Origin of the sequence: Modestobacter altitudinis (genome assembly GCF_005930475.1) — a bacterium.
GTDB classification, from domain to species: domain Bacteria; phylum Actinomycetota; class Actinomycetes; order Mycobacteriales; family Geodermatophilaceae; genus Modestobacter; species Modestobacter altitudinis.
This window is the reverse complement of the sequence record NZ_SJEW01000015.1, coordinates 1-14,793: the sequence shown is the minus strand read 5'-3', so window position 1 is coordinate 14,793 and position 14,793 is coordinate 1. Positions and strand designations below refer to the sequence as shown.

General features: G+C 73.3%; 15 protein-coding genes. 12 read left to right on the top strand and 3 right to left on the bottom strand.

Going from position 1 to position 14,793, the window contains the following annotated elements; translation table 11 throughout:
* Nucleotides 1–205 precede the first annotated feature (205 nt).
* The 7 genes from FHL79_RS07865 (at nt 206) to FHL79_RS07835 (ending at nt 8,151) form a co-directional block, all read left to right on the top strand.
* On the top strand, nt 206–1,939 hold the full coding sequence (locus FHL79_RS07865) for an ABC transporter family substrate-binding protein (RefSeq protein WP_171058073.1): 1,734 nt from the start codon (nt 206–208) through the stop codon (nt 1,937–1,939).
* Nucleotides 1,940–2,291: 352 nt separating this feature from the next.
* Nucleotides 2,292–3,281, top strand: a complete 990-nt coding sequence (locus FHL79_RS07860) for an ABC transporter permease (RefSeq protein WP_138758059.1) — start codon at nt 2,292–2,294, stop codon at nt 3,279–3,281.
* 31 nt (nt 3,282–3,312) lie between these two features.
* The gene (locus FHL79_RS07855; RefSeq protein WP_138758058.1) at nt 3,313–4,278 is read left to right on the top strand and encodes an ABC transporter permease; all 966 of its coding nucleotides are present in this window, start codon (nt 3,313–3,315) and stop codon (nt 4,276–4,278) included.
* A 23-nt stretch (nt 4,279–4,301) separates the two neighbouring features.
* Nucleotides 4,302–5,588, top strand: coding sequence for an ABC transporter ATP-binding protein (locus FHL79_RS07850; protein WP_138758057.1), 1,287 nt, complete (start codon nt 4,302–4,304; stop codon nt 5,586–5,588).
* Entirely contained in the window at nt 5,585–6,649 is a 1,065-nt protein-coding gene (locus FHL79_RS07845) for an ABC transporter ATP-binding protein (RefSeq protein WP_138758056.1), read from the top strand. The genes FHL79_RS07850 and FHL79_RS07845 overlap by 4 nt, the downstream gene beginning before the upstream one ends.
* A 195-nt stretch (nt 6,650–6,844) precedes the next feature.
* Nucleotides 6,845–7,741, top strand: coding sequence for an N-acetyl-1-D-myo-inositol-2-amino-2-deoxy-alpha-D-glucopyranoside deacetylase (gene mshB, locus FHL79_RS07840; protein ID WP_138758055.1), 897 nt, complete (start codon nt 6,845–6,847; stop codon nt 7,739–7,741).
* Complete coding sequence (locus FHL79_RS07835) at nt 7,738–8,151, top strand: hypothetical protein (protein ID WP_138758054.1); 414 nt, start codon at nt 7,738–7,740, stop codon at nt 8,149–8,151. The genes mshB and FHL79_RS07835 overlap by 4 nt, the downstream gene beginning before the upstream one ends.
* On the opposite strand, the gene FHL79_RS26120 is transcribed toward FHL79_RS07835, so the two are convergent.
* Nucleotides 8,108–8,860, bottom strand: a complete 753-nt coding sequence (locus FHL79_RS26120; protein ID WP_138758053.1) for a GNAT family N-acetyltransferase — start codon at nt 8,858–8,860, stop codon at nt 8,108–8,110. The genes FHL79_RS07835 and FHL79_RS26120 overlap by 44 nt on opposite strands.
* Nucleotides 8,861–9,006: 146 nt before the next feature.
* On the opposite strand from FHL79_RS26120, the gene fdxA reads away from it, so the two are divergent.
* Both fdxA and dapC read left to right on the top strand, forming a co-directional pair.
* A complete protein-coding gene (fdxA, locus tag FHL79_RS07825; RefSeq protein ID WP_014739194.1) occupies nt 9,007–9,327 on the top strand; it encodes a ferredoxin in 321 nt (106 codons plus the stop codon).
* The gene (gene dapC, locus FHL79_RS07820; RefSeq protein ID WP_138758052.1) at nt 9,324–10,424 is read left to right on the top strand and encodes a succinyldiaminopimelate transaminase; all 1,101 of its coding nucleotides are present in this window, start codon (nt 9,324–9,326) and stop codon (nt 10,422–10,424) included. The genes fdxA and dapC overlap by 4 nt, the downstream gene beginning before the upstream one ends.
* Here the strand turns inward: dapC and FHL79_RS07815 are convergent.
* Complete coding sequence (locus FHL79_RS07815) at nt 10,421–11,344, bottom strand: AraC family transcriptional regulator (RefSeq protein ID WP_138758051.1); 924 nt, start codon at nt 11,342–11,344, stop codon at nt 10,421–10,423. The two genes, dapC and FHL79_RS07815, sit on opposite strands and share 4 nt — an antisense overlap.
* 81 nt (nt 11,345–11,425) lie before the next feature.
* On the opposite strand from FHL79_RS07815, the gene FHL79_RS07810 reads away from it, so the two are divergent.
* Nucleotides 11,426–12,259: a Rossmann-fold NAD(P)-binding domain-containing protein gene (locus tag FHL79_RS07810; protein WP_171058072.1), complete on the top strand. Its 834-nt coding sequence runs from the start codon at nt 11,426–11,428 to the stop codon at nt 12,257–12,259.
* Nucleotides 12,256–12,720, top strand: a complete 465-nt coding sequence (locus tag FHL79_RS07805) for an anthrone oxygenase family protein (RefSeq protein WP_218938371.1) — start codon at nt 12,256–12,258, stop codon at nt 12,718–12,720. Before FHL79_RS07810 ends, FHL79_RS07805 begins: the two co-directional genes overlap by 4 nt.
* A 4-nt stretch (nt 12,721–12,724) precedes the next feature.
* Here FHL79_RS07805 and FHL79_RS07800 read toward each other — a convergent pair whose 3' ends face one another.
* The gene (locus FHL79_RS07800) at nt 12,725–13,507 is read right to left on the bottom strand and encodes a hypothetical protein (RefSeq protein WP_138758049.1); all 783 of its coding nucleotides are present in this window, start codon (nt 13,505–13,507) and stop codon (nt 12,725–12,727) included.
* Nucleotides 13,508–13,728: 221 nt separating this feature from the next.
* Here FHL79_RS07800 and FHL79_RS07795 point away from each other — a divergent pair.
* Nucleotides 13,729–14,793, top strand: a 1,065-nt coding sequence (locus FHL79_RS07795; protein WP_138758048.1) for an alpha/beta hydrolase, incomplete at its 3' end; no start/stop codon positions are given.

The window sequence follows — 14,793 nt, the reverse complement described above, 5'->3', positions numbered from 1 at the left end:
TCGTGAGGCGAGGTCACAAAATGGTGACGGTCCTCGACGGGTCTCCGGCACCTGCCTAATGTCGGCCCGTCGCTCCCTGCAGGACAGTCTCCGGACAGGTCTTCGACAGGGTGTGGTTCCGCAGGCAGCCAGTCAGCCCCCCGATCCCGGGGCGGTCGGACATGGACGTTCCCCCCGCACATGCGGGTCGAGGAGGCATTCGAACGTGAAGTTGAGCAAGCGCAGTGCAGTGCTCATCGCCACCGGGCTCACCGGTGCGATGGCCCTGTCGGCGTGCGGTGGCGGCAGCGACAGCGAGGGCGGTGGCAGCGATTCCGGTTCCGGCCGCGTCGTCTACGGCGAGGCGACCGACTGGCCGGAGAACCTGATGCCGCTGATCTCGGCCGGGAACGCCCTGTCGGTGGCGAACATCGAGGCGCAGCTGCTCCCGCAGGCGTACCTCGTCCAGCCCGACCTCTCCATCAAGTACGACGACCAGCTGCTGACCGAGGAGCCCACCTCCGAGGTCGCCGGGGACACCCAGACGGTCACGTACAAGATCAACCCGGACGCCAACTGGAGCGACGGCGAGCCGATCACCGCGGACGACTTCGAGTTCAGCTGGAACCTGCAGAAGTCCTCCGACCCCGCGCAGGGTGGGTGCGAGACGCTGCTGAGCACCTCCGGCTACGACAAGATCACCGCGGTCGAGGGGTCGGACGAGGGCAAGACCGTCACCGTGACGCTCTCCCCGTACGCCGACTGGAAGGCCCTCTTCTCGGGGTCGAACAACCCGGTCTTCCCCAAGCACGTGATGGACCAGGGCAGCCCCGAGGCCAACTGCGCCTACATCAGCACCGGCTGGCCGATCGCCGACGGTCTGCCGCAGGACATCTCCGGCGGCCCGTGGCAGCTGAAGAAGTCCAACATCAACAACGGTCAGCAGATCGTCGTCCTCACCCCCAACGAGAACTACTGGGGTGACAAGCCCAAGCTCGAGCAGCTGGTCATCCAGGGCGTGGGCAACGACCCGACGGCTCAGGTGCAGGCGCTCAAGAGCGGCGAGCTGAACGTCATCTACCCGCAGCCGCAGCTGGACCTGGTGGCCCAGATCGACGCCCTCAAGCCGAACGTCGAGAGCGACGTGAACTTCGGCATCACGTTCGAGCACCTGGACTTCAACACCACCGACCCGCTGCTGAGCGACGTCCGGGTGCGTCAGGCGTTCGCGATGGCGATGGACCGGCAGGAGATCGTCGACCAGACCGTCGGCCAGTTCTCCTCCGACGCCCAGGTCCTGAACAACCGCGTCTGGCTCAACACCCAGGAGCAGTACCAGGACAACGCGCCGGAGCAGTACAAGGCGCAGGACACCGCCGGTGCCAAGGCGCTGCTCGAGCAGGCCGGCTACACCCTGGGCTCCGACGGCATCTACGCCAAGGGCTCGCAGCGGCTGTCGTTCAAGATCGACACCACGGCCAGCAACCCGCTGCGCGAGCAGACGATCAACGTCATGATCCCGCAGTTGAAGGCCGCCGGCATCGAGGGCGTCTTCAACGCCAACCCGGACATCTTCGCCGGCCCGGACAAGCCCACCAGCCTCGTCGCCGGTGGCTTCCAGGTCGCCCTGTTCGCCTGGGTCGGCAGCCCGTTCATCTCGAACACCCCGCCGATCTACCAGTCCCCTGAGGGTGCTGGGGGTGCCGTCCAGCAGAACTACTCCCGGACCGGCACGCCGGAGATCGATGCCCTGCTCACCCGGTGGCTGACCGAGACCGACGAGTCGGCCGTCGCGGCGACCGGCAACGAGATCGACGCGGCCCTCTGGGAGCAGATGGCGACCCTGCCGCTGTACCAGAAGCCGACCTACATCGCGTACACCAGCACCGTCTCCGGCGTCGAGGACAACCCGACGCAGGCCGGCCCGCTCTGGAACGCGTCCACCTGGACGGTGCAGTGACCCGTCGGGTCCCCCGACGGTACTGAGCCGCACGCAGCACCGCACCACCCGCTGTGCCGGGCACCCTGCCCGGCACAGCGGGAGCACCAACCGCCCTCCGGCTCGGCCCCGCTCCGCGGAGCCGGCCGCGGACGGACCTCGGCCCCCGGGCACACCCCCCGGGGGCCGAGGTCTGTCCGGGCACGATGTGACACCGCTGTGTCGCGCCGATGACCGTCCCGTGCGTCGACGCGTCCGCCCTGATGTCCTCCTGGACCGAGGTTCCGCCCGAGCTGCGCGGAACCGGTGAGGGGAGTTCGCTGCACTGGTCGTTCCGCCCGGACGACTTCCGCTGTCGGCGTAAGGTCACCGCATGTTCTTCTTCACGATCCGGCGCATCCTGGCGTCGGTCCTCGTGTTGCTGGTGAGCTCGTTCCTGGTGTTCGCGCTCTGCGCGACCAGCTTCGATCCGCTCGCGCAGTACTACAACCGCAACCCCCAGCCGCCGCCGGCGTTCTTCGAGAACCTGCGCGAGCAGCTGGGGCTGAACGACAACTTCTTCGTCCGGTACTGGAACTGGCTGTCCGGCGCGGTCACCGGCGACTTCGGCAACACCGTGAACGGCACGCCGGTGGCCGAGCAGCTCGGCCCGCGGCTGGCGGTGACCGGCCGGATGATCATCGGCGCGGTCGTCATCGCCGTCCTGCTCGCGATCATCGTCGGCGTCATCGGTGCGGTCCGGCAGTACAAGCCCTCGGACTACACCTTCACCTTCATCGCCTACATCCTCATCGCGCTGCCGACCTTCTGGTTCGCCGCCCTGCTCAAGGAGTTCGTCGCCGGCGGGATCAACGACCTGGTCGGCAGCCAGGTGGTCTACACCCTCGGTGAGGAGACGCCCGGGCTGTCGCTGTACGCCGGCGGCTGGGAGCTCTGGCAAGACCGGCTGGGGCACCTCGTGCTCCCGACGCTGAGCCTGGCGCTGCTGACCTTCGCCGCGTGGAGCCGGTTCCAGCGCGCCTCGATGCTCGACGTGCTGGGCTCGGACTACATGCGCCTGGCGCGGGCCAAGGGGCTGACCTACCGGCGCACCGTGGTCAAGCACGGGCTGCGGAACGCGCTGATCCCGCTCACCACGGTCGTGGCGCTGGGCATCGGCACGCTGTTCGGCGGCGCCATCATCACCGAGCAGGTGTTCGTCTGGCACGGCATGGGGGAGTACCTGATCCTCGACGGGATCGGCCAGAACGACATCAACGTCGTGCTCGGCTGGCTGCTGGTCAGCGCGATCTTCATCGTCGTGTTCAACCTCGTGGCCGACATCCTGTACGCGGTCCTCGACCCACGGATCCGGCTGGCCTGAGCGGCCGACCCCCTCAGAGAGAGAGACCACCATGGCCACCACCCAGGCCAGCACCACCGCCGGCGGCGTGCAGCCGGCCGTGCCCGGGGCACCCCAGGGCGGCGCCGGGGTCGAGCGCGAGTTCACCGTCAAGGCCCGCAGTCAGCGGCAGCAGATCGTCCGCCGATTCCTGCACAACAAGGTCGGGATGACCGGACTGGTCGTCTTCTGCCTGCTGCTCGTCTTCGGCTTCATCGGCCCGCTCGTCGACGGCAAGACCTACTCCGACCTCGACTCCGGGGCGCAGTCGGTCCGGCCGGGCACCCAGGGCTACCTGCTGGGCAGCGACGCCATCGGCCGCGACCTGCTCGCCGGCCTCATGTCCGGTGTCCAGCGGTCGCTGTTCATCGTGCTGCTGTTCATCGTCATCGCCCTGCCGGTGGGCCTGCTCGTCGGCGCGCTGGCCGGCTACTTCGGCAGGTGGGTGGACAGCGTCCTCATGCGGGTGGTCGACCTGATCCTCACGGTGCCGCTGCTGGTCGTGCTGATCGTCGTGGCCAGCAACTTCCCCGGCTCCCGGACGCCGCTCGGGGTCGGCATCATCCTGGGCCTGTTCGGCTGGCTGGACCTGGCGCGCATCGTGCGCAGCCAGTTCCTGTCGCTGCGCGAGAAGGAGTACGTCGAGGCGGCGCACTCCCTGGGCGCGTCGAACGGCCGGATCATCTTCAAGCACCTGATCCCCAACGCGCTGGGCTCCCTCATCGTGTGGACGACGCTCGCCGCGGCGAACGCGATCATCCTCGAGGCGTCCCTGACCTACCTGGGCTTCGGCGTCAACGACCCCAACGCCACGTCGCTGGGCCGGTTGGTCTCCGACGGCGTGCAGGCCGCGTCGACCCGCCCGTGGCTCTTCTACTTCCCCGGCATCACCCTGCTGATCATCGTCTTGTCGATCAACCTGATCGGCGACGGGATCCGGGATGCCTTCGACCCGAGCAACCGCCGCGTGCGGGCCTGACAGCGCTGAGACCGGAGAGAACCATGTCCACCCCCGGGACCACCGGCGCGACCGCCGTCTCCTCGACCGGGACGATCAGCCGCGGTCGCACCCAGAGCCTGCCCGGCTTCGACGCCGCTGCGCCACTGCTGCAGGTCACCGACCTCAACGTCCGGTTCCCCACCGACGACGGCCTGGTCCACGCCGTCCGCGGCGTCGACTACACGCTGCGCTCCGGTGAGGTGCTGGGCATCGTCGGCGAGTCCGGGTCCGGCAAGTCGGTCACCTCGCTGGCCGTCATGGGCCTGCTGCCCGGCTCCGCCCGGGTCACCGGCTCGGTGAGGTACCGCGGCCAGGAGCTGCTCGGGCAGAGCGACCGCAGCATGTCGCGGATCCGCGGCAAGGGCGTCTCGATGATCTTCCAGGACCCGATGACCTCGCTGGACCCGGTCTACAAGGTCGGGGCGCAGATCGAGGAGACGCTGCGGACTCACGACTCGTCGCTGTCGTCGAAGGCCGCCGAGGCCCGCGCGGTCGAGCTGCTCGAGCTGGTCGGCATCCCGAACGCCGGCGACCGGGTGCACTCCTACCCGCACGAGTTCTCCGGCGGCATGCGCCAGCGCGTGGTCATCGCCATCGCCATGGCCAACCAGCCGGAGGTGATCATCGCCGACGAGCCGACGACCGCGCTGGACGTGACCGTGCAGGCGCAGATCCTCGAGGTGCTGCAGACGGCGCTGCAGGAGACCGGCGCGGCGATGGTCATGATCACCCACGACCTCGGCGTGGTCGCCGGGATCGCCGACCGGGTGCTGGTCATGTACGCCGGCCGGCCGGTCGAGGTCGGCAGCGTCGAGGACATCTACTACGAGCCGCGGATGCCCTACACCCTCGGCCTGTTGGGGTCGCTGCCCCGGCTGGACGCCCCGACCCGGGAGCGGCTGACGCCGATCCTCGGTGCGCCCCCCTCGTTGGTGAACATGCCGCCCGGCTGCCCCTTCGCGCCGCGCTGCCCGCTGCACATCGACGAGTGCGACGCGGCCGAGCCGCCGCTGTTCCAGGTCGGCGCCGGGCACGAGGCCGCCTGCATCCGCACCGAGCAGGTGGAGCGGGCGCACGGCCACGCCGCCGAGGTGTTCAGCGGGACGGCGACGGACGCCGTCCTGGCCGGGGACGCCCTGCCGGCCGACCTGGCGCTCGGCGAGGGCGCCGGCGACACGACCGCCGGCGACACCCCGCCGCCGGACCAGACCGAACCCGCCGCCGACGTCCCCGACACCGGCAGCGTCATCAGCACCCACCGCGGCACGAAGGACGGAGACCGGGCATGAGCGCTCCCACCACCGAGCGCACCAGGAGCGGCGCGACGGGTCGCGGAGAGCCGATCCTCAGCGTGCGCGGCCTGCAGAAGCACTTCCCGATCAAGGGCGGCGGGCTGATCAAGCGCACCGTCGGCGCGGTGCAGGCCGTCGACGGCATCGACCTCGACCTCTACCCCGGAGAGGTCCTCGGCCTGGTCGGGGAGTCCGGCTGCGGCAAGTCGACCACCGGCCGGGCCATCCTCAACCTGCAGCCGGCCACCGGAGGGTCGGTGGTCTTCCAGGGTCGGGAGATCGTCGGGCTCAACCGCAAGCAGATGCGCCCGCTGCGCCGCGACATCCAGCTGGTGTTCCAGGACCCGTACGCCTCGCTCAACCCCCGGCTGCCGGTCTTCGACATCGTCGCCGAGCCGCTGGTGATCCACGGCCTGACGAAGAGCAACGACGAGCTGCGCAGCCGGGTGCGGGGGCTGGTCGAGACCGTCGGGCTCAACCCCGAGCACACCAACCGGTACCCCGCGGAGTTCTCCGGCGGTCAGCGCCAGCGCATCGGCATCGCCCGTGCCCTGGCCCTGCAGCCGAAGGTGCTCGTGCTCGACGAGCCGGTGTCCGCGCTGGACGTCTCCATCCAGGCCGGCGTGATCAACCTGCTCGAGGACCTGAAGAACTCCCTCGGCCTGAGCTACCTGTTCATCGCCCACGACCTGTCCGTCGTCCGGCACATCTCCGACCGGGTCGCGGTCATGTACCTCGGCCGGATCATCGAGATCGCCGATCGCGACGAGCTGTTCGACCGCCCGGCGCACCCGTACACGCAGGCGCTGCTGTCGGCGATCCCGCTGCCCGACCCGCGCCGCGAGCGTGCCCGGCAGCGGATCATCATCTCCGGCGACGTGCCCAGCCCGGCGAACCCGCCCTCGGGCTGCCGGTTCCGCACCCGCTGCCAGAAGTTCGCCAACGTCCTGGACGACGGGCGGCGGGAGAAGTGCCGCACCGACGACCCGGCCCTCGCCGACCGCGGCACCGGGCACCTCAACGCCTGCCACTTCGCCGAGGTCCAGTCGGTGCTCTGACATCGCGACTGTGACACGGCGACCCTGACGGGCCGCACCGCGCCCAGGAGCCGTCCCGGCTGTCGCTGAGCCGCTTCGTCGAGGGCAGGCAGGAGCCCTCCGGGCCCCGTGCCTGCACTCGACAGCCCTTCGGGCGTGGTGGTGCGGTCGGGAGCCCCGCTCACCCGCGTGGGTGCTGTCCGGGATTATCTCCGCGTGAGCACTTCTCGACGCCTGTTGCTGGTGCACGCCCATCCGGACGACGAGACGATCAACAACGGGGCGACCATGGCCCGCTACGTCGCCGAGGGCGCCTCCGTCACCGTGCTCACCTGCACCCTGGGTGAGGAGGGTGAGGTGCTCGTGCCCGCGCTGGCCCAGCTCGCCGCCGACCAGGCCGACCAGCTCGGCGGGTACCGGATCAGCGAGCTCGCCGCCGCGATGGCAGCCCTCGGGGTCACCGACTGGCGCTTCCTCGGCGGCGCCGGCCGCTACCGCGACTCCGGGATGATGGACACCCCGGCCAACGACAAGCCGCGGGCCTTCTGGCGGGCCGACCTCGGCGAGGCCGTCGCGCACGCGGTGGCCGTCGTCCGGGAGGTGCGCCCGCAGGTGCTGGTCGCCTACGACGAGGTCGGCGGGTACGGCCACCCGGACCACATCCAGGCGCACCGCGTCGCGATGGGCGCCGTCGACGCCGCGGCCGACCCCGGCTACCGCCCCGACCTCGGCCCGGCCTGGGAGGTCGCCAAGGTCTACTGGAACGCCATGCCGCGCTCGGTGGTGCAGGCCGGCATCGACGCCATGGCCGCGCTGGGGGAGGCGTCGCCGTTCGAGGGGCTGGGGGACCTGGACGACGTCCCGTTCGCGGTGGCCGACGACGTCGTCACCACCGCCGTCGACGGCCGCGCCCACGCCGACCGCAAGGACGCGGCCATGCGCGCGCACCCGACGCAGATGACCGTCGACGGGCCCTTCTTCGCGCTGTCCAACAACCTCGGGCACGCGGTGCTGGGCACCGAGCACTACCGACTGGTCCGCGGCACCCGCGGGCCCGCCGGACCGGGGGAGCAGGGCTGGGAGGACGACCTGTTCGCCGGCCTGCCCGGATGAGGGCGCTGCACCTGCTCGGCTGGGCGGTCGCCGCCGTCGTCGTCGCGGCCTGGCTCGCCCTGGTCGAGGTCTTCTGGCTGCCGTGGCGTCTCGCCGGCATCCCGGTGCCGATCTCGCTGCTCGCCGCCGTCGTCGGCAACCTGCTGCTGGCCGGCGCGGCCCGGCGGCTGTCGGGGTCGCGGCTGGTCGCCGTCCTGCCCGCCGTCGTGTGGCTGGTGATCGCGGTCGGCGCGACCATGCGCCGTCCCGAGGGGGACCTGCTGCTGCCCGGTGGGGACGCCGTCACCTCGACGACGACCCTGGGGTTCCTGCTGCTCGGCGTCCTCGCCGCGGCGTTCGCCGTCGGCAAGGTGCTGGGCGCTCCGGTCAGCCCACCCGGCGCCGGTAGTGGTAGCGGTGGTGCTCGATGAAGCCCGTCCGCCGGTAGAGCGCCCGCGCGGCGGCGTTGCTCCCGACCACCTGCAGGTAGACGGAGTGCGCACCGCGTCCGGCGGCCCAGGCCTGCAGCGCGGTCATCACCGCGGTGGCCACCCCCTGTCGACGGTGCTCCTCGGCGACGGTGACCGCGGTGACCCCGAGCCAGCCGTCGGTGAGGACGCCGCGGGCCACCGCGGCCAGCGGGGCCGGGGCGGGGGCCAGGCGCACGGAGGCGAAGACGACGTCCGCAGCGCTGGTGAGCACCTCGACGGCGACCGCGGGCAGCGGCTGCCCGCCGTGGTGGTAGCCGGCCAGCCAGGCCTCGTCGGGGGACGACGCCAGCGCGACCGGGACGTCGACCGGCTGTGGCCGCCCGACCGGCGCCGTCAGGACCAGCGTGTCCTCGTCCCGTTCCCAGCCGGCCGCCGCGAACGCCGCGTCGGCGGCGCGCGACTGCACGCCGGGCAGCTGGGCGGCGGGCCGCAGCCCGCGGTCGTCGTACCAGCGGGCGACGGCGCCCACCGCGGTCGGCAGCGGCACGCCCGGGTCGCCGACCACCAGCGCGGAGTTGGCCCGCCCGGTGAACCCGCCGCCGGCACGCAGCAGCCACCCGCCGAGGGAGTGCTCCTCGAGCGCGCGCCAGCCACGGGCGGCCACCCGCTCGAGGTCCTCGACGCCGAGCGGTGAACGGCGCTGTCCCATGCCGCGATCCTCCGTCGGCGCGTCGAGCGGCCGGCCACCGGGTCGTGTCCCGCCCACCCGTCGCGCCGACCCGGGAGCCCGAGGGTGATACTTGCGGTGATCGAACACGCCCCTGGCCTGCCAGGGAACTCGCCCCGGAGGAACCCGTGACCTACGTCATCACCCAGGCCTGCGTCGACGTCCTCGACAAGGCGTGCATCGACGAGTGTCCGGTGGACTGCATCTACGAGGGCGACCGGATGCTCTACATCCACCCCGACGAGTGCGTGGACTGCGGCGCCTGCGAGCCGGTGTGCCCGGTGGAGGCCATCTACTACGAGGACGACGTCCCGGACAAGTGGAAGGACTTCTACAACGCCAACGTGGAGTTCTTCTCCGACCTGGGCAGCCCCGGTGGCGCTGCCAAGACCGGGAAGATCAACAAGGACCACCCGCTCGTGGCCGCGCTGCCCCCGCAGGGCGAGTGAGCACGGTCCGGCTGCCGGACTTCCCCTGGGACGCGCTGGCCGCGGCGCGTGCCCGCGCCGCCGAGCACGCCGACGGCGTCGTCGACCTCTCGATCGGCACGCCGGTCGACCCCACCCCGCCGCTGCTCGGCCTGGCCCTGGCCGCGGCGGGGAACGCCCCGGGCTACCCGACGGCGCTCGGCACCGCCGACGTGCGGCGAGCGGCGGCGGGCTGGCTGTCCCGCCGGCTCGGGGTCGAGGTGGCCGACCCGTTCGGTGCCGATCCGTCGGTGATCCCGACCGTCGGCTCCAAGGAGCTGGTGGCGCTGCTGCCCACCCTGCTGGGGCTCCCGCGTGGCGGCACGGTGCTCATCCCGGAGGTCGCCTACCCGACCTACGAGGTGGGGGCGGTCGTCGCGGGCCTGCAGGTGCTGCGCACCGACACCCCGCCGGCCGACCCGGGCGACGCCGTCCTCGTCTGGCTCAACTCGCCGGGCAACCCGCACGGCCGGGTGCTGACCGACGACGAGCTGCGAGCATGGGTCACCTGGGGCCGAGCCCACGGGGTGCCGGTCGTCGCCGACGAGTGCTACGTCGAGCTGGGCTGGGACGTCGTCCCGCGTTCGGTGCTGCACCCCGACGTCGCCGGCGCCGACCACACCGGCCTGCTGGCGGTGCACTCGCTGTCCAAGCAGTCGACCGCGGCCGGCTACCGCGCGGGCCTGCTCTCCGGCGATCCCGCGCTGGTCCGCCGGGTGTGGGAGGTGCGCCGCCACCTCGGCCTGCTCGTGCCCACCCCGGTGCAGGCGGCGATGGCCGCGGCGCTGGCCGACGACGAGCACGTCACGGCCCAGCGGGAGCGCTACCGGCGGCGCCGGGACCGGCTGGCGGCGGCGGTGCGCGGGACCGGCGCCCGGATCGACCACTCCGAGGCGGGGCTCTACCTGTGGGTCAGCCGCGACGAGGACTGCTGGACGACGATCGACCGGCTCGCCGGCCTGGGCATCGTCGCCGCGCCCGGCAGCTTCTACGGACCGGCCGGGAGCCGGCACGTGCGGATGGCGCTCACCGCGACCGACGAGCGGATCGACGCCGCCGTGGAGCGCCTGGCCAGTTAGCCGACGGCGCTGCGGTGCACGGCCGGGCTGACCCCGGTGACCCGTTTGAACGCGGTGCTGAGCGCGAACGGGGTGGCGTACCCGACCCGCCGGGCGATGCCGGCGACGGTGAGCGCGGGGTCGGCGAGCAGGTCGGCGGCGAGCGCGATCCGCCAGCCGGTGAGGTAGCTCATCGGGGGCTCGCCGACGAGGTCGGTGAAGCGCCGGGCCAGCGTGGCCCGGGAGACGCCGACCGTGGCGGCCAGCGAGCCGACCGTCCAGGGCTCGGCCGGGCGGTCGTGCACCAGGCGGAGCGCGGGACCCACCACCGGGTCGCCGTGGGCCAGGTACCAGCCGGGTGCGTCGGTGCCGGGCTGGGCCGCCCAGGCGCGCAGCGCGCTGACCAGGGCGACGTCCAGCAGCCGGTCCAGCACCGCGTCCTGACCGGGGGCGTCGCGGGCCATCTCCGCGGCCAGCAGCGCGGTGACCGCGGCGGTGCCCGCGTCGGGCGGGACGACGACCAGCGCGGGCAGCGCCCGGACCAGCCGCTCGCCGACGGCGCCCGGCGCGGTGTAGGTGCCGGTCAGCAGGGTGGTCTCCCCGTCGGCGTCGTTGCCCCAGGTGCGGGTGCCCAGGCCGGCCATCACCGCAGCGCCCAGCGGGGTGCACACCTGCCCGGGCCCGACCGCCACCTGCGGGGCCGTCGCCGGGTCGTCGGCCACCGTGTAGGGCTCCGGCCCGCGCAGCAGGGCGACGGCGCCCGCGCCCAGCTGCTCCGTCCGCCCGCCGGTGAGCACCCACGCCGACCCGCGCAGCACCGCCAGCACCGTCAGCGGCGCCTCGTCGGCGATCCGCATCGACCAGGGCGCTTGAAGCACCGAGCGCAGCAGGAACGCGCCGCTGGCCCGCGGGCCGTTCAGCAACGCGGCGACGGCGTCCATGACGGCGAACCTAGACGCTCGCGCATGCGCTCGGGCGTCTCGACGATGGCCCGTCTCGATCCGGGCCGCTGGACTGAGCGCATGACACGAGAGCTGACGTTGGCGACGGGCGGCACCGGTACGACCGGCGGCCGCGTGGTGCAGCGCCTGGAGGCACGGGGCAGGCGGGTGCGGGCGGCTTCCCGGCACAGCGCCTGCGCGCTGGACTGGGACCAGCCGGGCACCTGGGAGCCGGCGCTGGCCGGCGTGACCGGGGTGTACCTGGCCTACGCGCCGGACCTGGCCGTGCCGGGGGCCGCGGAGACGCTCGCGGCCTTCACCCGGTGCGCGGCGACCGCCGAGGTGCATCGGGTCGTGCTGCTCTCCGGCCGCGGCGAGCCGGGCGCCCAGGCGGCCGAGCGCTCGGTGCGGGCGGTCGCCGACGCCGCCGGGCTGGCGCTGACGGTGCTGCGCTGCAGCTGGTTCGTGCAGAACTTCACCGAGGGCCAGTTCGCACCGGCCCTGCAGGCCGGGGAGCTGGCGCTGCCGGTGGGCGACGTCGTCGAGCCGTTCCTGGACGCCGACGACGTGGCCGACGCGGCGGTCGAGGCCCTGCTGGCGGACGGACACGCGGGGCGGACGTACGAGCTGACCGGGCCCCGCGCGCTCGGCTTCGCCGAGGCGGTGCGTGAGTGCGCCGCGGCGATGGGCCGACCGGTCACCTTCCGTCCGGTGTCGCCGGCCGGGTTCCGGGAGGCCATGGCCGCCGAGGGGGTGCCCGACGACGTCCTGGACCTGCTGACGCACCTGTTCACCGAGGTGCTGGACGGGCGCAACTCCCGGCCGGCCGACGGCGTGCAGCAGGTGCTGGGGCGCCCGCCCACCGACCTGGCCGACGCGGTGCGGCGCAGCGCGGCCGCAGGGTGCTGGACGTGAGCGTCCGCGGCGTCGTCCTGCTGGCGACCGGGCTCAGCGCGGCCGTCGTGGCCGGTGCCTTCGCCGTGTTCAGCCTGATGGTGATGCCAGCGCTCGCCGCGTTGCCCGGTGCCGGTGGGATCGCCGCGATGCAGTCGGTGAACCGGACCGCGGTGCGGCCGGTGTTCACGGGCCTGCTGTTCGGGACGGCGCTGCTCTGCCTGGTCGTCGGCGGCTGGGAGCTCGGCGGGGACCGGCGGCCGGCCGTGCTGGTCGGGGTGGGGCTGTACCTGGTCGGGGTGGTCGGGGTGACCGTGCTGGCGAACGTGCCGCTCAACGACGCGCTGGCCCGGGCCGACGGGACCGCGGTCGGCCAGTGGACGGACTACCTGCGCCGGTGGACGGCCTGGAACACCGTGCGGGCGCTGGCGTCGCTGGCCGCCGGTTCGCTGCTGGTCGTCGTCCTGGTCGGGGCGGAATGAGCGCTCACCCAAGGTGCAGCTGGAGCGGCCGGGCGAAGGCGCTCGGGGTGTTCTCCCAGCCGGAGCCCGGCGTCCACCGCCAGCCGTCCATCACCACGGCGGTGAGCTGGAACCGGTCGGCGTGCGCCACCGCCCAGCTCGCCTCCGGCCAACCCGCTCCGGCCACCGAGACCACGCCGGCCTCGAGGGTGGGGGTACCCGCCTCCCGCCGTACCGCGTCGGTGATCGCCGGCGCGCGGTCGGCCACGGTGGCGACCTCGGCCGCCGGCATGAAGCTGCAGGAGAGCTGCCCGGGCTGGTCGGACAGGAGCACCGGAGCCAGGGCCTCGGCCAGGCCCGTCCACTGTCGGTAGGCGAGCGGGAACGCGCTGCGCTGCACGGCGTCTGCCACGGTCGTCAGGTCCCCGGTTTCCCAGCCGGGCACCTCGACCAGGTGGTCGAAGAACTTCCCGGCCGCGTAGACCGGGTCCCGGACCTGTTCGGCGGACCCCCAGCCCTGGGAGGGCCGTTGCTGGAACAGCCCGAGGGAGTCCCGGTCGCCGTAGTCGAGGTTCCGCAGCCGGGACTCCTGCTGGGCCGTGGCCAGCGCGATCACCGTGGCCCGCGGTGGGAGGCCGCGGGAGCGGGCCACGGCCGCGATGGAGGCGGCGTTGGCGGCCTGCTCGGTGGTGAGCTCCACGTCCTGCCCGGGGATCGAGCACCGGCTGGCCACCGCGGCGGGTGCCTCCTCGTCGTGGCGGGTCTGCAGGCTCAGGCCCCCGATGGCGACCAGCACCGTGATGAGCACGAAGGGCCCGATCCTGCGGCGCGGGCCCCGTCGTCGTGGGGGAGTCGGACGGGCGACCCGGCGTACGGGTGGGCGACTGCCGACCCGGGTGCTCGCCATCGCCGTCGATGGTAGGTGGGCGACCCCGGCAGAGCGGGGACTCGCTGTCCCCGCGCGGCGGCCCGCACTACCCTGCCCCGGACGCCGGGAGCGGACCCGGCACGACCTCGGGGAGCCTGCCCATGCCCACTGACCTGCTGCTCCCCGGGATCGCCGCCACCGCGGTGCCCACCGCCCGGCTGACCCAGCAGGTGCTGCACGCCGAGGGCGTGGACCCCTTCGGCGGCGGCGACGCGGTGCTCTTCGTGCACGGGAACGTCAGCTCGGCGGCCTTCTGGCAGCCGCAGCTGCTCACCCTCGACCCGAGCTGGCGGCCGCTGGCGGTCGACCTGCGCGGCTTCGGGAGCACCGACCCGCTGCCGGTCGACGCCCGGCGCGGTGTCCGGGACTGGGCCGACGACCTCGGCGCCCTCGTCGACGCGCTCGGCCTGGACCGCGTGCACCTGGTCGGCTGGAGCATGGGCGCCGGCGTCGTCCTCCAGCGCCTGCTCGACGACCCGGCCCGGGTCGCCTCCGTGGCGCTGGTGGCGCCGGTGTCGCCGTACGGCTTCGGGGGCACCGTCGGCCACGACGGGCAGCGGGTGCACCCCGAGGGCACCGGCTCCGGCGCCGGGGCCGCGAACCCGGACTTCGTCGCCGCGCTGGCCGCGGGGGACACCTCGGCCGACGGCCCGGCCAGCCCGCGGTCGGTGCTGCGCGCGTTCTACGTCGCGCCGGGCTCGCTGCCGCTGGACCCGCAGCTGGAGGACGTCTTCGTCGGCTCGATGCTCACCACCCGCACCGGCGTCGACCACTACCCGGGTGACGCGGTGCCCACGGCCGACTGGCCCGGGACGGCGCCGGGGGAGCGCGGCGTCCTCAACACCATGGCGCCGACGGTGCTGGACCTGTCGGGCATCACCGAGCTGCCGGTGCGGCCGCCGGTGCTGTGGGTCCGCGGCGACGCCGACGCGATCGTGTCCGACGCCTCGGTCTTCGACCTCGCGCACCTGGGAGCGCTCGGAGCGGTCCCGGGCTGGCCGGGGGACGCCGTCTTCCCGGCCCAGCCGATGGTCACCCAGACCCGCTCGGTGCTCGACCGCTACGCCGCCAGCGGCGGGAGCTACCGCGAGGTGCTGCTGCCCGGGGTGGGCCACTCACCGCACGTGGAGCGCCCCCAGGAGTTCGCCGTCGCGCTGCTCGAGCAC